Consider the following 19,462-nt stretch of genomic DNA (forward strand, 5'->3'; position numbering starts at 1 on the left):
GAAGCCGCAGATTGCGAGCGGCACGCGCCATCCGCGCCCTTTCGACCGGAGCCGGCGTGATCCGGTGATGGCCGATTCAGCCTCACGCTCATCCAGAGGTCGCGGATTGCGGGCTGCTCGCGCCATCCGCGACCTTTCGATGGCGGCTGTGGACAGTGGCGGCGACGTCTCCGAGAAGGCGGGCATCGTGGGCGGATGACTCGACGCGCGCCGCTCGCTCCGCACCTATCCGGGTCGGCCTTCCGTGTTCGCGATACGTCGTTCCACGGCACGACGCGCAGTCGACTGCGGGCTTCCGACCTGCAGCGCCCATTCACCGCCGTCCGCTCGGTCGGACTCGACCTCGACGACGCGCTCGGCCGCTGCCTGGCGTACGAGCCGCTTCTCCGCTCGGGGGAGGCGTTCAGCCACGCGACGGCCGCCGCGCTGCTGCGCCTGCCCTTGCCGCGAGCGTCGAGTGAGGTGCACGTGCTCGCGCCGCCCGGCACGACCCGTGCTCGTGGGCGCGGAGTGGTCGGCCACGCGACATCCGACAGCCCACCCATCGAACCGCACCACGGGCTGCCGGTCGTCGCACCTGCGTACGTCTGGTGCCAGCTCGCGAACGAGTTGTCGACGTACGACCTCGTCGCGCTCGGTGACGCGATCGTCACCGGACCGCGTCGCGGCGAGGTGCGCGGCCCGGCGCTCGCGTCGCTCGGCGAGCTGCGGGAGGCGGCGGAACAGTGGGGCCGCCGCCGGGGGTCGGCGACCATCGCCGAAGCGCTGCCGCGTATCCGCGTGGGCGCGGAGTCGCCGAAGGAGACGCATCTGCGGCTCGTGCTCGTCGATGCGGGGCTGCCCGAACCGGTGTCGAACGCACCCGTTCGCCTTGCACATGACGCGACGGTCCACCCTGATCTGGCGTACCCCGAACGACGCATCGCCTTCGAGTACCTCGGCGACATCCATCGCACCGATCGACGGCGATGGCAGGAGGACCTGCGCCGGCGCCGTGACCTCAGCGCGGCCGGTTGGCACGTCGTCGAGGTCACGGCCGACGACCTCTCCTGGAATCGGGAGGCGTTCATCGCGGGAGTTCGCGCGCTCATCGGCGGACTGGCGAGTGCGTGACGCCGGTACTGCCTGATCGAGAGGTCGCGAATGGCGCCCCAAGCTCGCCATCTGCGACGTCTCGGCTGAAGTGGATGCCGCGAGCCTCGGTCGGTCGATCGAGACGTCGCGGATGAAGCGCGGCATGCGCCATCCGCGACTTCTCGGCTTCGAGGCGGGGACGCGACCCACCGCGCCGACGGGCGCGACGACATACGTGAGACGGGCTCGGAAGCCGAGTCCTAGACTGTCCTGCGGGCCACGACGGAGTCGTCCATGCACATCCCCATCACAGAGGAGTTCACTGTGGCATTCATCGAAGCTGTCGGCGCACGGGAGATCCTGGATTCGCGCGGCAATCCCACGGTCGAGGTCGAGGTCCTGCTCGACGACGGCACCGTCTCGCGCGCCGCGGTGCCCTCGGGTGCGTCGACCGGCGCGTTCGAGGCGTACGAGCTGCGCGACGGCGACAACGACCGCTACCTCGGCAAGGGCGTGCAGAAGGCCGTCGACGCCGTGCTCGACGAGCTCGGCCCGGCCATCGAGGACCTCGACGCGAGCGACCAGCGCGTCGTCGACGCGGCCCTGAAGGAGGCCGACGGCACCGACAACAAGGGCCGCCTCGGCGCCAACGCGATCCTCGGCGTGAGCCTCGCCGTGGCGAAGGCCGCCGCCGACTCGGCCGACCTGCCGCTGTTCCGCTACCTCGGCGGCCCGAACGCGCACGTGCTGCCCGTGCCGATGATGAACATCATCAACGGCGGCGCGCACGCCGACACCGGCGTCGACATCCAGGAGTTCATGGTGCTGCCGATCGGCGCCGAGACGTACTCCGAGGGCCTGCGCTGGGGCGTCGAGACCTACCACGCGCTGAAGAGCCTGCTGAAGTCGAATGGCCTCTCGACCGGCCTCGGAGACGAGGGCGGCTTCGCGCCCGACCTCTCGAGCAACCGCGCCGCGCTCGACCTGATCGCCGAGGCGATCGGCAAGGCCGGGTTCACGCTCGGCTCCGACCTCGCGCTGGGCCTGGATGTCGCGGCCACCGAGTTCTTCGAGAACGGCGTGTACCGCTTCGAGGGCAAGGACCGCACCGCGGCCGAGATGAACGCGTACTACACCGAGCTCGCTGACGCGTACCCGCTGATCTCGATCGAGGACGCGCTGGCCGAGGACGACTGGGACGGCTGGGCCGAGGTCACCGCAACGCTCGGCACCAGGCTCCAGCTTGTCGGCGACGACCTGTTCGTCACCAACCCGACCCGCCTCGCCGACGGCATCGGCCGCGGCGTGGGCAACTCGATCCTCGTGAAGGTCAACCAGATCGGCACGCTCACCGAGACGCTCGACGCCGTCAGCCTCGCGCAGCGCGCCGGGTACACCGCGGTGCTCTCGCACCGCTCGGGCGAGACCGAGGACACCACGATCGCCGACCTCGCCGTCGCGACCGACTGCGGTCAGATCAAGACGGGCGCGCCCGCCCGGTCCGAGCGGGTCGCGAAGTACAATCAGCTCCTGAGGATCGAAGAAGAGCTCGGTGAGGCCGCGGTGTACGCGGGCCGCACGGCGTTCCCGCGCTTCACGGCGTAAACGAGTCCGAGAGACGCTCGACGGGGGCGGCCGACGGCCGCCCCCGTCGGTGATTTCCCGGTGAGGTCGAGGAGGGGCGAAGGCATGAACGCGGCACGTCGTCCCGCGCGCGGCAGCGCGAGCCCGACCACGCCCGCCATCACTCCCGCGCCCGCGGCGGCACGCCGACCCCGCCAGTCCGTCCGCCAGGTCGCGTCCGCCTGGCTCAGCGGCATCCGCTTCTCGGGGTTCTCGATCATCATGATGGGCGTGCTCGTGCTCGCCGTGGTGGTGCTCGCGCCGAGCATCGCCGAGTACGCGAAGCAGCGGCAGCAGATCGCCGAGCTCAAGGCCGACGTCGCCCGCCAGGAGGCCGCGGTCGCCGAGCTCGCCGAGGAGCGCGAGCGCTGGAACGACGAGACCTTCATCGTGACGCAGGCTCGCGAGCGCCTCTACTACGTCCGCCCCGGCGAGGTGAGCTACCTCGTCATCGACGACCGCGCGCCATCCGGTTCGAGCAGCGCCGACCGCGCTGTCTCCGCCGAGGTCACCGAGCTGCGCGGCGACTGGATGCAGACCCTGCTGCGGTCGATGATGACCGCCGGGCTCGCCCCGTCCGCCGGTTCGGGGTCGTCGCCCGCGCCGGCCCCCACGCCGGCTCCCGAGCCCACCGACCAGCCCGCTGATGAGGGGACCCGATGACCCGCCCGCCGTTCCCCCCGGTCTCCGAGCGCGACCTCCGCATCGTCTCGGCGCAGCTCGGCCGCCCCGCACGCGACGTCGTGGGGATCGCAGCGCGCTGCGTGTGCGGCGCACCGACCGTCGTGTCGACCGCGCCGAGGCTCTCCGACGGCACGCCGTTCCCGACGTTCTACTACCTGACCCACCCCGTCGCCACCGCCTCGATGTCCTTCCTCGAGGCCGCCCAGCTCATGGTGGAGTACACCGAGCTGCTCGAGCACGACCCCGACGTCGCCGCGGCGTATCGCGCCGCACACGAGCAGTACCTCGGCGACCGTGAGCAGTACGGCTCCGTTCCCGAGATCGCGGGCGTCTCAGCGGGCGGCATGCCCACGCGCGTGAAGTGCCTGCACGCCCTCGCGGGGCACGCCCTGGCGGCCGGCCCGGGCGTGAACCCGATCGGCGACCTCGCGCTCGAACGCTCGAACTGGTCGCCCGAGGTCTGCCGGTGCCCCGACTACGGGGTCGACGATCTCGACACCGCGGGGTCCGCGTGAGTCGTGAGCCCGATCGCGCGCGAGCGCGGCGCCGGCGGGTCGGATGGCGCGCCGGCCTCACCGTCGTGCTCGCGGCGGCGCTCGCCGTGTCGGGCACGACGCCCGCGCACGCCGACACGGTGCGCGACCTGGAGTACTGGCTGAACGACTACGGCTTCACGACCGCGTGGACCACCTCGCGCGGCGAGGGCGTCACCGTCGCGGTGATCGACACCGGCGTGAACGGCGACGTCGCCGAGCTGACGGGCGTCATCATCGGCGGCACGGATGTCTCGGGCCTCGGGTCCGACGACGGCCAGACCCCGGTCGGCGAGGAGAACGAGCACGGCACGATGGTGGCGTCGCTGCTCGCCGGGCGCGGCACGGGGGAGGGCAACGGCGTGATCGGCGTCGCGCCCGATGCCGAGCTGCTGACGGCATCCGTCGCGTTCGGCCAGGACACGGGCTCGGAGAAGACCAACGACGAGCAGATCGCCGAGGCGGTGCGCTGGGCGGTCGACAGCGGCGCCGACGTCATCAACATGTCGCTGACCCGCAACACCGCCGACTGGCCGGAGAGTTGGGACGATGCGTTCTTGTACGCGTTCGAGAACGACGTGGTCGTGGTGGCCGCCGCGGGCAACCGCGGGTCGGGTACGACGTCGGTCGGGGCGCCCGCCACGATCCCGGGCGTGCTCACCGTCGCGGGCGTGGACCGCGATCAGAACGCGAGCTTCGACGCGAGCTCGCAGGGCATCACGATCGCGGTGTCCGCGCCGAGCGAGGACCTCGTCGGCGTGCTGCCCGACGGCAGCTACGTGCAGTGGTCGGGCACGAGCGCCGCGGCGCCGATCGTGTCCGGGCTGGTCGCGCTCGTGCGGTCCGAGTTCCCCGAGCTGGATGCGGCGAACGTCATCAACCGCGTCATCCGTACCGCCGACCCGAAGGGCGAGGCGGTGCCCAGCCCGCTCTACGGCTACGGCATCATCGACCCGGTCACGGCTCTCACCGCGGAGGTCGAAGCGGTGGAGGCCAATCCGCTGGGCAGCCTCGAGGACTGGATCCGGGTGCACCGGCGGGCGGACCTGCCCGCCGAGGACGGTGGGGGCGGCGACGCCGAGGAGATCGTGCCCATCGCCGATCCGCCGCCGCCGCGCTCCGACAGCGCAAAGACCCTGCTGCCGACGGCGTGGACGATCGCCTATATCACGGTCCCGCTCTCGCTGGTCGCGGGATTTGGTACGCTAGCAGCGCTGTTGGGCATCGGCGCCACTCGGCACATCAGGCGGACAACGCGCACCGGCACGCGGTGACCGCAGTCATCCCAGAACCAAGGAGTGCATTCACCGTGCCCAAGATCCTCATCGTCGGTGGCGGCTACGCAGGCTTCTACACGGCGTGGAAGCTCGAGAAGTGGCTGCGCCCCGGCGAGGCCGAGGTGACGGTCGTCGACCCGCTGCCGTACATGACGTACCAGCCCTTCCTTCCCGAGGTCGCCGCCGGCTCCATCGAGCCGCGTCACTCCGTCGTCGCCCTGCGTCGCCACCTGAAGAAGACCACCGTCGTGACCGCCAAGGTCACCGGCATCGACCACGCCTCGAAGACCGCCACCATCACGCCCGAGCTCGGCGAGCCGTGGCAGTTCGACTACGACGTGATCGTCGTCACCGGCGGTGCGGTGTCGCGCACGTTCCCGATCCCGGGCGTGGCCGACGAGGCGATCGGCCTCAAGTCGATCGAAGAGGCCGTCGCGATCCGCGACCGCGTGCTCACCAACTTCGACAAGGCCGCGAACCTCCCGGCCGGCCCCGAGCGCGACCGCCTGCTCACCTTCGTCGTGGTCGGCGGCGGCTTCGCGGGCATCGAGGTGTTCGCTGAGCTCCGCTCGTTCGCGAGCGCGCTGCTCGAGTACTACCCGCAGCTCACATTCGACGACACACACTTCCACCTCATCGAGGCGATGGGCCGCATCATGCCCGAGGTCTCGCTTCCCACGAGCCACTGGGTCATCAAGCACCTCGCCCAGCGCGGCGCCGAGATCCACCTCGACACGCAGCTCACGAGCGCGGTCGACGGCCGGATCGAGCTCTCGACCGGCGAGACGTTCGAGACCGACCTGATCGTGTGGACGGCCGGCGTCATGGCGAACCCGGCGATCGTCCGCACGAGCGACCTGCCCGTCGAGGAGCGCGGCCGCATCCAGACGCGCGCCGACCTCCGCGTCGGCGATGAAGACGACTTCGTTCCCGACGCCTGGGCCGCGGGCGACATCGCCGCGGTGCCCGACCTCTCGGGCGGCGGCGTCGGCGGTTACTGCGTGCCGAACGCCCAGCACGCCGTGCGCCAGGGCAAGCTCCTGGCGAAGAACATCGTCGCGGTCCTCCGCGGCGAGGAGCCTCGCGAGTACCTGCACAAGAACCTCGGCGCGGTCGCCGGTCTCGGCGTCGGCTCCGGCGCCTTCCAGTCGGGCAAGATCGCGATCACGGGCCTGCTGGCCTGGTTCGCCCACCGCGGCTACCACGGTCTCGCGATGCCGACGTGGGAGCGCAAGTTCCGCGTGTTCTGGGACTGGTGGAACAACTTCTGGCTCGGCCGCGACATCGTCTCGCTCGCCGAGGTGCAGCAGCCCCGCGCGGTGTTCGAGCAGTTCGCCGCCCGGCCGAAGCCGCCGGCCGAGGTCGCTGCGCCCGCCGCGCCCGTGAAGGCCGACGCGAAGGCGATCCCGGCCAAGAAGACGCCCGCGAAGGCGGTCGCGGCGAAGTAGTCGCCCTATGCTGTGACGCGGCGCCGGCCTTCGGGCCGGCGCCGCGGCTCCCGTAGCCCAATCGGTAGAGGCAGGCGGCTTAAACCCGCCAGAGTCTGGGTTCGAATCCCAGCGGGAGCACCTTCGCTCAAGGCAGTCTGATGCAGCCATCCGTTGCGGTGGATAGGAAGACTGCAAGGATCGCCGGCTCTTGGACACAATCTGTGCATGACCCGAGCTGTCCCAGCCACCGCAGAGTACCGCGCATCTGGACACTGGCCTGCGATGCGAATGGGGCTCGCTGTGGCGGTCGCGCTCGTCCTCACCGCCTGTGGCGGGGTCGTCGGCCAACCGGGCGGCGGCGCGGGAGACACCACGGACGCGAATCTCGCGGGCAGCCTGTCGGCCGAGGACGCTGCCACGGCGGCCGACGGCGTCAACGCCTTCGGCTTCGATCTGCACACCGCCGTCGCACATGATGGCGAGAACACGGTCACCTCGCCACTGTCGGCGTCAGTGCTGCTGGCGATGGTGGCCGCCGGCGCCGGCGGGGACAACGCCGAGGAGATGGTCGAACTGCTGCGCCTCGACGGCCCGCGCGATACACGGTCTGCGGCTCTGCTCGCCGACCTGGTCGGTACCGATGACGTCACGTTGGCGATCGCGAACTCGCTGTGGGCGGCCGAAGGCTATCCGTTCGAGGATGATTACGTGTCGTTCGTGCAGGCCACGTACGGGGCGACGCTCGATGAGGTCGACCTCGGCTCGCAGGATGCCGCCGACGCGATCGACGACTGGGTCGACGAACGCACCGAGGGGCTGATCGAGGAGATCGCCGCGGATCTCGGCTTGCCCGACCCGCAGGCGGTGCTGGTGCTGCTCAACACGGTGTACTTCCTGGGCACCTGGACCACTGCATTCGACGAGGGGGACACCCGGGAGATGCCATTCGCCCTGGCCGACGGCGGCGAGGTGGTGGTGCCCACCATGCATCGCAGCGCCGCCGAGGTGGAGACCTCGTTCGGCGATGGCTTCCAGATGCTCCGGCTTCCCTACGGCGACGACGAGCGTTTCGGCATGGAGGTGCTGCTGCCCGACGAGGATGTGGCCCTCGACGAGCTTCTCGACGACCTCGCCGCCGAGGTCTGGCGGAATGCGGTCGACGGCCTCGAGACGGCCACCGTCTCCGAGATCGCGCTGCCGCGCTTCGAGCTCGAGTGGGACGCGAACCTCGACGAGGTTCTGCAATCGCTCGGGATGGTGTCTGCCTTCGGCGGCGGGGACTTCACTCCGATGTCGCCGGCCGACCCGTTCCTCGACACCGTCGTGCAGAAGACCTACATCCGTGTCGACGAGGAGGGCACCGAGGCCGCCGCGGTCACGGGCGGGGCCATGGCGGAGTCCGCCGGACCGCCGCCATTCCGGGTCGACAGGCCCTTCGCCTTCACCGTCAGCGACCGCGAGACCGGCGCCGTGCTCTTCCTCGGCAGCGTCCACGATCCCCGCGGCTGACACGCCTCGGAATCACGCCGAACGCGGGTCGGCGCGAAGTGCTGCGAGCGCGACGCTGCCGTCGCGCATTCACCACCTGATCACTCATCCGGGGAACTCGTCGTTCGCGACGGACTCGACCCAGTCGCTCGCTTCTCCGGAGAGGACCAACCCGGACGCGTCTTCGTCGTGCACCAGGTCGGTCTCGATCGCCGGCGTGCCACCCGCCTGGCGGATGTCGTCGACGAGTCCCGGTGGGATCGGTTCACCGTTGTGGTCGATCAACCACTGTCGCGTCGCGACATCCAGCTTCGACCACCATTGCTCGATAGCCATCTCTGCAGGCTCCCATCTCGTCGCGCGGTCAGAGCCATCCCTCCGCCTTGAGGACGACGTACGGCACGACCCCAAGCGTGACCATCGGTCACACCGCCAGTGTGCCCCCGATGCGGGTCGACCGCGCTGATCTCAGCGCGTTGTGCGCGCGGCGTCGGCGTCGAAGCGTGAGCGCGCTGCGGTGATGCGCGGGTAGTTCTCGATCGCCCATCCGGCGAGGGCCATGGATGGCGCGATGAGGGTGCGGCCGACGGCCGTGAGTTCGTACTCGACGCGTGGCGGCACCTCGGCGTGAACCGTGCGATCGATGAGTCCGTCACGTTGGAGCTGACGCAGGGTCAGCGTGAGCATCCGTTGGGAGATCCCGGGGATATGCCGCTGCAGCTCGCTGAAACGCAGGCGACCTGCATCCAGCGTCACGATGACGAGCAGCGACCACTTGTCGCCGATCCGGTCGAGCAGGTCGCGCACCGCAGGCCCGCCCTCTTCGCGGCGGCCGCACGCATCCTCGTACTCGCTCAGGGCCGGCTCGGAGCCGAGGGGCTTCGCCATCCTGTTCCTCCGATGTTCGTCACGCACACCCGTGTGCCTCCGGCACGGGAATGTGCCTTTTGCACCTCGGTCTATAGTCACGCATCATGTGGTCAGGCACAAACCGTAACCAACCATACGAAAGGGTACCTGTGATGCTGATCGCATTCTGGATCGTCGGGGGCCTCGTCGCGCTCGCCTTCCTCGCCGCCGGACTCATGAAGCTCGTCCGGCCGAAGGCGGCTCTCGCGGATTCGGGCATGGCGTGGACTGAGGACTTCGCCGAGCCGACCGTGAAGCTCATCGGTGCGGCCGAGGTGCTGGGCGCCATCGGCATCGTGCTGCCCGCGCTCACCGGGATCGCCCCCATCCTCAGCCCCATCGCCGCCTCGGCACTCGTGCTCGTGATGGTCGGCGCGGCGGTCGTCCACGTCCGGCGGTCGGAGAACCCGACGCCGAGCCTCGTGCTGCTCGTCCTCGCGGCAACGACGGCGGTGCTCGGGTTCGCGGCGCTGCTCGGCTGAACCTCGCCCGTCCGCTGAACATCGTCGACGGCTCGCAGCCGGGGCCGGCGAGGCGGGCGTCGCGTCAGTCCATGCGGTCGAGTCGCCGCAGGATCAGGCCCTCGCGGAGCGCCCACGGCGAGACCTCGAGCACCTTGGCCTTGAAGGCGCGCATGGTCTCGCTGAGCACGATGCCGCCCGCGACGATCTGGAACGTGCGGTCGGCGGTGATGCCGGGCAGGTTGGGGCGCGCGTCGGCCGGGATGCGGGCGAGCCGGGGAAGCCAGTCGTCGAGCTGCGAGAGCTTGAGGATGCTGCGCTCCTCGGATCCGACGCCCTCCTCGGTGCTGCCGGCGAGTCGGGCCAGCGAACGGATGGTCTTGGACGAGCCGACCACGTGGTCGGCCTCGGGGATGCCGCCGATCTCCCGGACCGTCTCCTCGAGCACACCGCGGGCGTGCGCTCGAAGCTTCGCGACCTGGGCGTCGGTGGGCGGGTCGTCGGGCAGGAACTCGACGGTCGAGCGGCCCGCGCCGAGCGGGACGGAGTGCGCGACATCCGGCACCTCATCGGCGCCGTGCGCGATCTCGAGCGAGCCGCCGCCGATGTCGAAGAGGAGCATGCGCCCGGCCGACCAGCCGTACCACCGTCGCACCGCGAGGAAGGTGAGACGCGCCTCGTCTGGACCGGTCAGCACGTCGAGTTCGATGTCCGCGGCCTCCTCGGCGCGCTTGAGGACGTCCTGCCCGTTCGGAGCCTCGCGGATGGCGGAGGTGGCGAACGCGAGCAGTTCGTCGATGCCCGATTTGCGGGCCACCTTGGCTGCCTCGCTGATCGCGTGGATGATGGCCTCGACACCGACCTCGCTGATGGAACCGTCGTCCTCGAGGTACCGCATCAACCGCAGCACCGATTTCTCGGAGGCCATCGGGATCGGGTGCGCGCCGGGGTGCGCATCGACCACGAGCAGGTGCACGGTGTTGGATCCGACGTCGAGAACCCCGAGGCGCATGTGGGAAGCGTAGTGCGCCCGGCTGGCGTCGCGCGCGCACGACGTGCATACTGGTGCGAGTGGGACGCTCGTCCCACTTCGGCGACGAGGTCGAGAGGAGCGCCGTGCCCCGCATCCCCGCCGCCGAGCGCCGCGTCGCGCTCATCGAGGCGGGCCTGCGCGTCGTCGCGCGCGAGGGCCTCGCGGCCGCGAGCACCCGCGCGATCGTCGCCGAGGCGGGCATGTCGCTCGCCAGCTTCCACTACGCCTTCGACTCGCGCGAGGCGTTCATCGACGAGCTGATCGCCGCGGTCGTGGCGCGCGAGCAGGCCGCCGTGCTGCCCGCGCCCGAGATCGACGGCGACGGATCGCTCCGCGACCTCCTCGAAGCGGGCCTGCTGCGCTACCTCGACCACCTCGGCGCCGATCCCGAGCACGAACAGGCGATGCTCGAGCTCACCCAGTACGCGCTGCGCTCGCCCGAGCGCCATCCGCTGGCCGTCGCCCAGTACCGCCGGTACGCCGAGCTCGCCGCGCAGGCGCTCGACACGGCGGCAGGGCAGGTGGGGGCGACGTGGCGCGTGCCCGTCGACGAGGCGGCCGGCGTGCTCGTCGCCTTCACCGACGGGCTCACCCTGACGTGGCTCGTCAACCGCGACGACGACGCCGCGCGCGCGGTCGTGCGCGCCGCCGCCGACGCGCTCTCGAGGATGGCGGACGCCCCGTGACCGAGCTCGACGCCGCATCCGCCTCGAACGCCTCCCCGGCGGCGCACGACGCGTTCGCCGAACCCACGCGCCGCGTCGGCGCCGGCTGGATCGCCGCGTTCGCGAGCGCCTGGCTCGGCATCTGGATGGCGCAGCTCACGCCCGTCCAGTTGCTGCTGCCCGCGCAGATCGACGCGGAGCTGCATCCCGAGGACTGGATCGAGAGCGTCGTCGCGTTCGGCGTGGTCTCGGGGATCGCCGCGGTGTTCGTCATCGTGGCCTACCCGCTGACCGGTGCGCTCTCCGACCGCACGGCGTCGCGCTTCGGCCGGCGGCGGCCGTGGATCGCGGGCGGCGCGCTGCTCTTCGCGGGCGCCCTCGTGCTGCTCGGCCTGCAGACGCAGTTGTGGGCGATCGCGATCGCATGGGTGCTCGCGACGATCGGCTTCTGCGTGATGACCGCGGCGCTCACCGCGACGATCTCCGACCAGGTGCCGGTCGGCCAGCGCGGCTTCGTGTCGGGCTGGATGTCGGCGCCGCAGGCGGTGGGCATCATCGTCGGACTCCTGCTCGTGACCACCGTCGTGACGGGCGCGGTCGCGGGCTACACGGTGGTCGCCGTCGCGCTCGTGCTGCTCGCGGTGCCCTTCCTGTTCGTGCCCGACGCCCGCCTCGACGCTCGGGAACGCGCCCGGGTCACCGCGCGGCACGTCGTCGCGAGTCTCTGGATCAGCCCGCGCCGGTACCCGGACTTCGGCTGGACGCTCCTCAGTCGCGTGCTCGTCTCGACGGGCAACGCGCTGGGCACGGGCCTGCTGCTGTACTTTCTGATGTTCGGGCTCGGCGACCCGAACGCCGAGGACGACCTCATCGTGCTCACGCTCGTCTACATGGTGTTCGTGATCGTCGCCTCGCTCGCCCTCGGCCGGCTCTCCGACCGGCTCGGCCGCCGCCGCCTGTTCGTCTTCCTCGCCGCCACGCTGCAGGCCGCCGCGGCGCTCCTGCTCGCGATCGCGCCGAGCCTTCCCACGGCGATGGTCGCGGCAGGACTCCTCGGGCTGGGCTACGGCTGCTTCCTGTCGGTCGACCAGGCGCTCGCCACGCAGGTGCTGCCCGACCCGGCGGCCCGGGGCAAGGACCTCGGCATCATGAACATCGCGACGGCCGTGCCGCAGTCGATCGGGCCGCTCCTCGGCGCGCTCGCAGTCGCCGCGACCGGCTCGTTCACGCCGGTGTTCGTGCTGTGCGCCGCCTTCACGTTCGCCGGCGCGCTCGCCGTCTCCCGCGTGCGGAGCGTGCGCTGATGGGCGCGGGCGTCCTCGACCTGCGCCGCGGTGCGGTGCCGGCGGCGGATGTCGCGACCTGGCAGGATCCGGCCGAGCACTGGCGTGCGCTCACCGACGCGACGAGGCACCTCGACGCACCGGTGGGCGCCCTGCACCTCGGTGCGCTGCGGCACAACGCGGCCGACATGGCGCGCCGCGCGGGCGGCACGCCCATCCGCATCGCGACGAAGTCGATCCGCGTCCGCGAGGTGATCGACTCGCTGCTGTGCCTTCCGGGCTACCGCGGGGTGCTCGCCTACACGTTGAGCGAGGCGATCTGGCTCGCCGAGCAGATCGACACGCTCGACGACCTGGTCGTCGGCTACCCGACCGCGGAGGCGGGTGCCATCCGTCGCCTCGTCACCGACCTCGACCTGGCACGGCGCATCACCGTGATGGTCGACTCGCCGGCCCAGCTCGACCTGGTCGACGCGGTGCTCCCGCCCACCCGGCGCGAGGAGGTGCGCGTGTGCCTCGAGCTCGACGCATCCTGGCAGGCCCCCGTGCTCGGCCACCTCGGCGTCCGGCGCTCGCCGGTGCACCACCCCGACGAGGCGGGCGCGCTCGCCGCCTACGTCGCGGATCGCGCCGGCTTCCGGCTCGTGGGCGTCATGGCGTACGAGGCCCAGATCGCGGGCGTCGCCGATCGCCCGCCCGGTCGCCCGGTCGACGGGGCCGTCAACCGCTGGATGCAGGCGCGTTCCATGTCCGAGCTCGTCCAGCGGCGCCGGGCCGCGGTCGCCGAGGTGCGCCGGCACGCCGACCTGGAGTTCGTCAACGGCGGCGGAACCGGCTCGCTCGAGCTCACCGCGGCCGACCGGTCCGTCACCGAGATCGCGGCGGGCTCGGGCATCCTCGCGGGGCACCTGTTCGACGGGTACTCGCGCTTCACGCCGGCACCGGCCGCCGCGTTCGCGCTCGACGTGGTGCGTTCGCCGAGCGAGCGCCACGCCACGATCCTCGGGGGCGGATGGATCGCCTCCGGCCCGCCGGGTTCCGATCGGGTGCCCCGCATCGTCTGGCCCGATGGGCTCCGGATGCTGCCGCGCGAGGCTGCCGGCGAGGTCCAGACACCCGTCGAGGGCCCGGGCGTCGCGCGGCTCCGGCCGGGCGACCGGATCTGGCTCCGGCACGCGAAATCGGGCGAGCTCGCGGAGCACCTGAACGAGTTCGCGGTGGTCGACGGCGGGGAGGTCGTCGCGACCGTGCCCACCTATCGAGGCGAGGCGAAGGCGTTCCTATGACGGCGACGGGCGCGACATGGCGCAATTGGGCGAGGACCGAGTCGGCTCGGCCCCATCGGGTCGAGCGTCCGGCCGACGCCTGGGCGGTGCAGCGAGCGGTGCTGGCCGCGGCGGACTCCGGCCTGCGCATCAAGCCGGTCGGTGCGAGCCACAGCTTCACCGGCATCGCCGTCGCGCCCGACGTGCAGCTCGACCTCGCCGACCTGTCGGGCGTGATCGAGGCGGATGCCGCGACCGGTCGCGTGACGTTGGGCGCCGGAACCCCGCTGCACCGGCTCCCTCGCCTGCTCGAGCCGTACGGGCTCGCACTGCCGAACATGGGCGACATCGATTCGCAGACCATCGCGGGGGCCACGTCCACCGGTACGCACGGCTCGGGGCTCGGCTTCGGGGGCCTCGCGACGCAGATCGTCGCCGCGAAGCTCGTGACCGGCACGGGCGAGCTGCTCACCGTGAGCGAGACCGAGCGCCCGGACCTGCTGCCGGCGGTGCGCCTGGGACTCGGTGCGCTCGGCGTGCTCGTCGAGGTGACCCTGCAGCTGGTTCCCCGGTTCGTCCTGCGTGCGGTCGAGCGCAACGCGCCGTTCGACGAGGTCTGGGACGGATGGCTCGATCGCGTCCGCGCCGAGGACCACCTCGACGTCTACTGGTTCCCGCACACGACGACCGCCTTCACGAAGACGAACACCAGGCTGCCGGGCGATGCGCCGCGGCATCCGGTCGGCTCGCTCAAGGGCTGGGTCGATGACGAACTGCTCGCGAACGGGACCCTCTGGGCGATCTGCGCGCTCGGGTACATCGCGCCGTCGGTCACTCCGCCGCTCGCACGCGTGGTCGAGCGGCTCACGCCCGACCGCGAGTTCAGCGACCACTCGCAGCGGGTGTTCACGGCGAACCGGTCGGTCCGGTTCCGCGAGATGGAGTACGCCCTGCCCCTCGAGGCGATCCCCGACGCCGTGCGCGAGGTGCGATCGCTCGTCGAGCGGAAGGGGTGGCGGGTCAGCCTGCCGATCGAGGTGCGCGCCGCGGCATCCGACGACAACTGGCTTTCGACGGCCTACGGTCGCGAGAGCGGCTACATCGCCGTGCACCGCTTTTACCGCGAGGACCACACCGAGTACTTCGCGGGCGTCGAGGCGATCATGCGCTCGTTCGCGGGCCGCCCGCACTGGGGCAAGATGCACACCCAGACGGCCGCGACGCTGCGCGAGGTCTACCCGCGGTTCGACGACTTCGTCCGCGTGCGCGACGAGCTCGATCCCGAGGGGCGCTTCGCCAACGCCTACCTCGACCGCGTGCTCGGTGGCGTCCGGGCGGATGCCTCGGCTACGGGGTCCGCCGGCGCAGCGTGATCGAGCCCACCACGATCGAGCCGACGATCCAGGCGCCGATCGCCAGGATCCGCGCCCAGATCCAGGCCGCGTCCTCGGAATCGGCGGCGACCGCGGTGAGCGCGTCGATCGCGTAGCTCAGCGGGAGCCAGTCGCTGATCACCTCGAGTCCTTCGGGAAGCTGGTCGCGGGGGATGAAGATGCCGCCGAGCAGGATCTGCGGGAACACGAGCAGCGGCATGAACTGCACCACCTGGAACTCGGTGCGCGCGAACGCGCTCGCCAGCAGGCCGAGCGCCGTGCCGAGCAGGGCGTCGGCCACCGCCACCGCGAACAGCAGCCAGATCGACCCCTCGATCTCGAGCCCGCACACCCAGACTGCGTACGACACCGCGATCGCGGTCTGGAAGACGGCCAGCAGGCCGAAGGCGAGCGCGTAGCCGAGGATGAAGTCGCCCTTGCCCATGGGCATCGAGAAGAGCCGCTCGAGCGTGCCGCTGCGCCGCTCGCGCAGGGTCGCGATGCTCGTGACGAGGAACATCACGATGAACGGGAACAGCGCGAGCATGGCCGGGCCGATCGTGGCGAAGACGTCGGTGTCGGTGAAGATCCACGCGACGAGGCCGATGAGCAGGCTCGGCACGACGAGCAGGAGCGCGATGGTGCGGTGGTCGTGGCGGATCTGCCCGAGCACGCGGCCGGTGGTGGCGAGCGTGCGTCCGAGGTTCATGGCGCGGCCTCCGTCCCGGACTCGGGGCGCGCATGACGTCCGTGCGGCTGCAGGTCGGGCTCACCGCGGGCGATGAGCTCGAGGAACGCCGCCTCGACGTCGTCGGTGCCGGTGAACGCGAGCACGCCCTCGACCGTGTCGTCGGCCAGGAGTTCGCCGTCGCGCATGAGCAGCAGGCGGTCGCATCGCTTCGCCTCGTCCATCACGTGGCTCGAGACGAGGAGCGTCGCCCCCGCCTCCGCGAGCTCGTGGAAGAGCTGCCAGAGCTGCACGCGCAGCACGGGGTCGAGCCCGACGGTGGGCTCGTCGAGGACGAGCACGTCGGGCCTGCCGAGGAGGGCCGCGGCGAGCGACACGCGCCCGCGCTGGCCGCCGGAGAGCGACCCAGCGAGCCGCTGCTCGTAGGGCCCCAGCTCGGTGCGCTCGATGGCCTGGTCGACGTCGGATGCCGCAGCACCCAGGATCCTCGCGAAGTAGCGGATGTTCTGCCCGACCGTGAGGTCGTCGTAGACGCTCGCCTGCTGGGTCACGTAGGCGACGCGCGTGCGCAGGTCGCGTGATCCGGCGGGGCGTCCGAGCACCTCGATCGTGCCCGAGTCGACGACCTGCACGCCGACGATCGATCGCATCAACGTCGTCTTGCCGCTGCCGCTCGGGCCGAGCAGGCCCACGATGCGACCGCGGGGGACCGCGAGCGAGAGGCCGTGCAGCACCGGGGTGCGTGCGCGCCGCACGTGCAGGTCGTGGACGACGATCGCCGGCGACGCGGCATCCGCATGGGTCACCATGGTCGTTCTCCCCTCCGGGCCCCGACAGGGCCGAGCCTACGCCCCGGACGACCCCGTCCGCTGGCTCGGAGTCCGGTGGGAACTCGGAGCGAATCCCCATCCGGCGGATAGGATTCGAGGTGAACCCGATCGTCGCGAATCTCAGGAGTCCACGCCATGGAATGGCTGATCCCGCTCATCATCGTCGTCGTGCTCGTCCTGGTGATCGGCATCTACCTGTGGGCCACCTACAACTCGCTCGTGACGCTGAACGTGCGCGTCGACGAGGCGTGGAGCGACATCACGGTGCAGCTCAAGCGGCGAGCCGACCTGATCCCGAACCTCATCGAGGCGGTCAAGGGCTACGCCGCGCACGAGAAGGCGGTCTTCGAGAACGTCACGCGTGCCCGCGCCGAGACGTTGCAGGCGCACGGCCCCGCCGAGGCGGGTGCGGCCGAGAACCACATGCAGCAGGCGCTGAAGTCGATCTTCGCGGTCGCCGAGGCGTACCCGCAGCTGCAGGCCAGCCAGAACTTCCTGCAACTGCAGGCCGAACTGGTCGACACGGAAGACAAGATCCAGGCCTCGCGCCGGTTCTACAACGGCGGCGTGCGCGAGCTGAACACGAAGATCAAGGTGTTCCCGAACACCCTCTTCGTGCGCGGACTCGGCTTCCACGAGCGCGAGTTCTTCGAGGTCACCGAGGCGGCGGCGATCGCCGAACCGCCACGCGTGCAGTTCTAGCCGATGTACCGAGCGATCGCCCGGAACAAGCGCAACACCGTCTTCACGATCCTGTTCTTCCTCGCCATCGTCGGCGGACTGGGCTACCTCGCGGCGGTGATCTACGGCGACCTGACGATCGTCGTGGTGACTGTCGTCATCGCGACGGGCTACGCGCTCATCCAGTACTTCACGGCCGACCGTCAGGCCCTTTCGATGTCGGGCGCCGTCGAGATCCACGGCGTCGCCGAGCATCCCAGGCTGTGGCGCACCGTCGAGAACCTGTCCATCGCCACGGGCACGCCCATGCCGCGAGTGTTCGTCATCTCCGATCCGGCGCCGAACGCCTTCGCGACGGGCCGCGACCCGCAGCACGCGGTCGTCGCCGCGACGACGGGGCTGCTCGAGATCATGGACGACTCCGAGCTCGAGGGCGTCATGGCGCACGAGCTCGGACACGTCCGCAACTACGACATCCGCCTCTCGATGATCGTGTTCGGCCTGGTCGTGGCCATCGGGTTCATCTCGGACCTGTTCGTGCGCATGGCCTTCTTCGGCCGGAGCAACAACGGCAACCCGATCGTCATGGTCTTCGGCCTCGTCGCGATGCTCATCGCGCCGCTCGTCGCGAGCCTCGTGCAACTCGCCGTCTCGCGGCAGCGCGAGTACCTGGCCGATGCCACGAGCGCGATGACCACGCGGCACCCCGACGCGCTCGCTCGGGCCCTGCTCAAGCTCGAGGCCTCCGGCCGTCCGATGCAGCGGCAGAACACCTCGATGGCGCACCTCTGGATCGCCGACCCGCTGAAGCCCGGCGTCATCGACCGGCTCTTCGCCACGCACCCGCCGATCAGCGAGCGCGTACAGCGCCTCCACGAGATGGGCCGCAGCTTCTAGCGCGGGTCACGCGGCGGCGAGCTCGGCGCTCAGCGCGGGAGCGAGGTCGCCCCGGCCGACCACCTCGATGTCGTCGAGGCCCTGCCACGCCGCCGCCTCTGCGAGGACCGGCAGCAGCCGCGCCGCGGTCTCGTCGGGCGCGCCGTGCTCGATCCATGCCGACTGGACCCGGAGCACTCGGGCCTTGCGATCGCTCTTGAGGTCGACGCGACCGACGACATCGTCATCGACGAGCACGGGCAGCGAGTAGTAGCCGAACTTGCGATCGGGCTCAGGAGTGTAGATCTCGATGCGGTAGTGGAAGTCGAACAACCGCTCGGTGCGCGGACGGAACCACACCACGGGGTCGAACGGCGACAGCACCGCCGTGGCATCAATGCGCCGAGGGCGACGGGCATCGCGATGCAGCCATGCCGGAGTGGGTCGGCCGCCGGTGGTCCAGCCGGGCACGGTGACCGGCTCGAGCACACCCTCGTCGACCAGTTCGGCGATGGCGGGGCGGGCCTGGGAGCGGAGCAGCCGCCAGTAGTCGGCCAGGTCGGCCTCGGTCGCGATGCCGAGGGCGGATGCCGCGCGCGCGACGAGCTCACGCACGGCGTCGGCCTCGGCCGGGCCCGAGTCGAGCAGCTCGGGCGCGATGGCCTGCTCGGGCAGGGCGTAGACGCGCTCGAATCGCACCCGCTCGACGCACACGACCTCGCCCACACGGAACATCCACTCGAGGGTGCGCTTCACGTCGGACCAGCCCCACCACGGGCCGCGGCGCTCGTTGGCATCGTGCTCGATCTCGCTCGCGCGCATGGGGCCGTTCGCGGCGAGCTCGGCGCGGAGCCAGTCGGCGAGCGGGCGGTTCTCGACGAGCCATCCGCCCCACTCGCTGCCCTTGCGCCGGTATTCCTCGCGGCGGAACTCGAAGAGCGGCCAGAGCTCACGGGGGATGAACGCGGCCTGGTGCGCCCACGACTCGACCATGCGCCCGCGGCGCCCGGTCGTGAGCCGGTCGAGCAGGCCGCGGTCGTACGCGCCGAGGCGGCTGAACGCCGGAAGGTAGTGGCTGCGCTCGAAGACGTTGACCGAGTCGATCTGCAGCACGCCGAGGCGGTCGACGACCCCAGCGACCTGCCGGAGGCCCGGTGCCGCGACGGTCGGGCGGCCGAACCCCTGGGCGGCGAGCGCGATGCGACGTGCGAGGGCGGGACTGACCGTGTCGACCATGATCCTCCGACCCTAACGGGGGGTGCCGACATCCGGCGGAACGCGACGAGGCC

The 19,462-nt window shown here is 71.1% G+C and carries 20 protein-coding genes and 1 tRNA gene; 15 read left to right on the forward strand and 6 right to left on the reverse strand.

Annotated features, from left to right (window positions below; genetic code table 11):
- Positions 1 to 195: 195 nt before the first annotated feature.
- The 8 genes from ACFQ58_RS15635 to ACFQ58_RS15670 all read left to right on the forward strand — a co-directional run bounded on the left by ACFQ58_RS15635 (position 196) and on the right by ACFQ58_RS15670 (position 8,130).
- Positions 196 to 1,113, forward strand: coding sequence for a hypothetical protein (locus tag ACFQ58_RS15635; protein ID WP_376952089.1), 918 nt, complete (start codon positions 196 to 198; stop codon positions 1,111 to 1,113).
- A 285-nt stretch (positions 1,114 to 1,398) separates the two neighbouring features.
- Positions 1,399 to 2,679 carry a phosphopyruvate hydratase gene (gene eno, locus ACFQ58_RS15640; protein ID WP_376952090.1) on the forward strand — a complete coding sequence of 427 codons (1,281 nt, stop codon included), beginning with the start codon at positions 1,399 to 1,401 and terminating at the stop codon, positions 2,677 to 2,679.
- Positions 2,680 to 2,763: 84 nt separating this feature from the next.
- Positions 2,764 to 3,360: a septum formation initiator family protein gene (locus ACFQ58_RS15645; protein ID WP_376952091.1), complete on the forward strand. Its 597-nt coding sequence runs from the start codon at positions 2,764 to 2,766 to the stop codon at positions 3,358 to 3,360.
- Positions 3,357 to 3,896, forward strand: a complete 540-nt coding sequence (locus ACFQ58_RS15650; RefSeq protein ID WP_376952092.1) for a DUF501 domain-containing protein — start codon at positions 3,357 to 3,359, stop codon at positions 3,894 to 3,896. Before ACFQ58_RS15645 ends, ACFQ58_RS15650 begins: the two co-directional genes overlap by 4 nt.
- Entirely contained in the window at positions 3,893 to 5,188 is a 1,296-nt protein-coding gene (locus tag ACFQ58_RS15655; RefSeq protein WP_376952093.1) for a S8 family serine peptidase, read from the forward strand. The genes ACFQ58_RS15650 and ACFQ58_RS15655 overlap by 4 nt, the downstream gene beginning before the upstream one ends.
- A 35-nt stretch (positions 5,189 to 5,223) precedes the next feature.
- Positions 5,224 to 6,639, forward strand: coding sequence for an NAD(P)/FAD-dependent oxidoreductase (locus ACFQ58_RS15660; RefSeq protein ID WP_376952094.1), 1,416 nt, complete (start codon positions 5,224 to 5,226; stop codon positions 6,637 to 6,639).
- 46 nt (positions 6,640 to 6,685) lie between these two features.
- Positions 6,686 to 6,759, forward strand: a tRNA-Leu gene (locus ACFQ58_RS15665).
- A 33-nt stretch (positions 6,760 to 6,792) separates the two neighbouring features.
- Entirely contained in the window at positions 6,793 to 8,130 is a 1,338-nt protein-coding gene (locus ACFQ58_RS15670; RefSeq protein WP_376952095.1) for a serpin family protein, read from the forward strand.
- Between the two features lie 84 nt (positions 8,131 to 8,214).
- Here the strand turns inward: ACFQ58_RS15670 and ACFQ58_RS15675 are convergent, their stop codons facing one another.
- Together ACFQ58_RS15675 and ACFQ58_RS15680 are read right to left on the reverse strand one after the other, a co-directional pair.
- Positions 8,215 to 8,445 carry a hypothetical protein gene (locus tag ACFQ58_RS15675; RefSeq protein ID WP_376952096.1) on the reverse strand — a complete coding sequence of 77 codons (231 nt, stop codon included), beginning with the start codon at positions 8,443 to 8,445 and terminating at the stop codon, positions 8,215 to 8,217.
- Positions 8,446 to 8,577: 132 nt separating this feature from the next.
- Positions 8,578 to 8,997, reverse strand: coding sequence for a winged helix-turn-helix transcriptional regulator (locus ACFQ58_RS15680; RefSeq protein ID WP_376952097.1), 420 nt, complete (start codon positions 8,995 to 8,997; stop codon positions 8,578 to 8,580).
- A gap of 134 nt (positions 8,998 to 9,131) precedes the next feature.
- Here ACFQ58_RS15680 and ACFQ58_RS15685 point away from each other — a divergent pair, with 134 nt between their 5' ends.
- On the forward strand, positions 9,132 to 9,500 hold the full coding sequence (locus ACFQ58_RS15685; protein ID WP_376952098.1) for a DoxX family protein: 369 nt from the start codon (positions 9,132 to 9,134) through the stop codon (positions 9,498 to 9,500).
- Between the two features lie 64 nt (positions 9,501 to 9,564).
- Here ACFQ58_RS15685 and ACFQ58_RS15690 read toward each other — a convergent pair whose 3' ends face one another.
- The gene (locus ACFQ58_RS15690) at positions 9,565 to 10,491 is read right to left on the reverse strand and encodes a Ppx/GppA phosphatase family protein (RefSeq protein ID WP_376952099.1); all 927 of its coding nucleotides are present in this window, start codon (positions 10,489 to 10,491) and stop codon (positions 9,565 to 9,567) included.
- Positions 10,492 to 10,550: 59 nt separating this feature from the next.
- Here ACFQ58_RS15690 and ACFQ58_RS15695 point away from each other — a divergent pair, with 59 nt between their 5' ends.
- The 4 genes from ACFQ58_RS15695 to ACFQ58_RS15710 are packed head-to-tail and all read left to right on the forward strand — an operon-like array spanning position 10,551 to position 15,098.
- Entirely contained in the window at positions 10,551 to 11,198 is a 648-nt protein-coding gene (locus tag ACFQ58_RS15695; RefSeq protein ID WP_376952100.1) for a TetR/AcrR family transcriptional regulator, read from the forward strand.
- Complete coding sequence (locus ACFQ58_RS15700) at positions 11,195 to 12,481, forward strand: MFS transporter (protein ID WP_376952101.1); 1,287 nt, start codon at positions 11,195 to 11,197, stop codon at positions 12,479 to 12,481. Before ACFQ58_RS15695 ends, ACFQ58_RS15700 begins: the two co-directional genes overlap by 4 nt.
- The gene (locus ACFQ58_RS15705) at positions 12,481 to 13,746 is read left to right on the forward strand and encodes an alanine racemase (protein WP_376952102.1); all 1,266 of its coding nucleotides are present in this window, start codon (positions 12,481 to 12,483) and stop codon (positions 13,744 to 13,746) included. Before ACFQ58_RS15700 ends, ACFQ58_RS15705 begins: the two co-directional genes overlap by 1 nt.
- The gene (locus ACFQ58_RS15710; protein WP_376952103.1) at positions 13,743 to 15,098 is read left to right on the forward strand and encodes a D-arabinono-1,4-lactone oxidase; all 1,356 of its coding nucleotides are present in this window, start codon (positions 13,743 to 13,745) and stop codon (positions 15,096 to 15,098) included. Before ACFQ58_RS15705 ends, ACFQ58_RS15710 begins: the two co-directional genes overlap by 4 nt.
- On the opposite strand, the gene ACFQ58_RS15715 is transcribed toward ACFQ58_RS15710, so the two are convergent.
- Together ACFQ58_RS15715 and ACFQ58_RS15720 are read right to left on the reverse strand one after the other, a co-directional pair.
- Positions 15,073 to 15,807: an ABC transporter permease gene (locus ACFQ58_RS15715; protein ID WP_376952104.1), complete on the reverse strand. Its 735-nt coding sequence runs from the start codon at positions 15,805 to 15,807 to the stop codon at positions 15,073 to 15,075. The two genes, ACFQ58_RS15710 and ACFQ58_RS15715, sit on opposite strands and share 26 nt — an antisense overlap.
- Entirely contained in the window at positions 15,804 to 16,595 is a 792-nt protein-coding gene (locus ACFQ58_RS15720) for an ABC transporter ATP-binding protein (RefSeq protein WP_376952105.1), read from the reverse strand. Before ACFQ58_RS15720 ends, ACFQ58_RS15715 begins: the two co-directional genes overlap by 4 nt.
- Positions 16,596 to 16,751: 156 nt before the next feature.
- Here ACFQ58_RS15720 and ACFQ58_RS15725 point away from each other — a divergent pair, with 156 nt between their 5' ends.
- Entirely contained in the window at positions 16,752 to 17,318 is a 567-nt protein-coding gene (locus ACFQ58_RS15725) for a LemA family protein (protein ID WP_376952106.1), read from the forward strand.
- Positions 17,319 to 17,321: 3 nt separating this feature from the next.
- Positions 17,322 to 18,194, forward strand: a complete 873-nt coding sequence (locus ACFQ58_RS15730; protein WP_376952107.1) for a M48 family metalloprotease — start codon at positions 17,322 to 17,324, stop codon at positions 18,192 to 18,194.
- Positions 18,195 to 18,200: 6 nt separating this feature from the next.
- Here ACFQ58_RS15730 and ACFQ58_RS15735 read toward each other — a convergent pair whose 3' ends face one another.
- Entirely contained in the window at positions 18,201 to 19,409 is a 1,209-nt protein-coding gene (locus tag ACFQ58_RS15735) for a winged helix-turn-helix domain-containing protein (RefSeq protein ID WP_376952108.1), read from the reverse strand.
- Between the last annotated feature and the right edge of the window lie 53 nt (positions 19,410 to 19,462).

Origin of the sequence: Agromyces sp. NPDC056523 (assembly GCF_042794545.1) — a bacterium.
In the GTDB taxonomy this organism is placed as follows: Bacteria; Actinomycetota; Actinomycetes; order Actinomycetales; family Microbacteriaceae; genus Agromyces.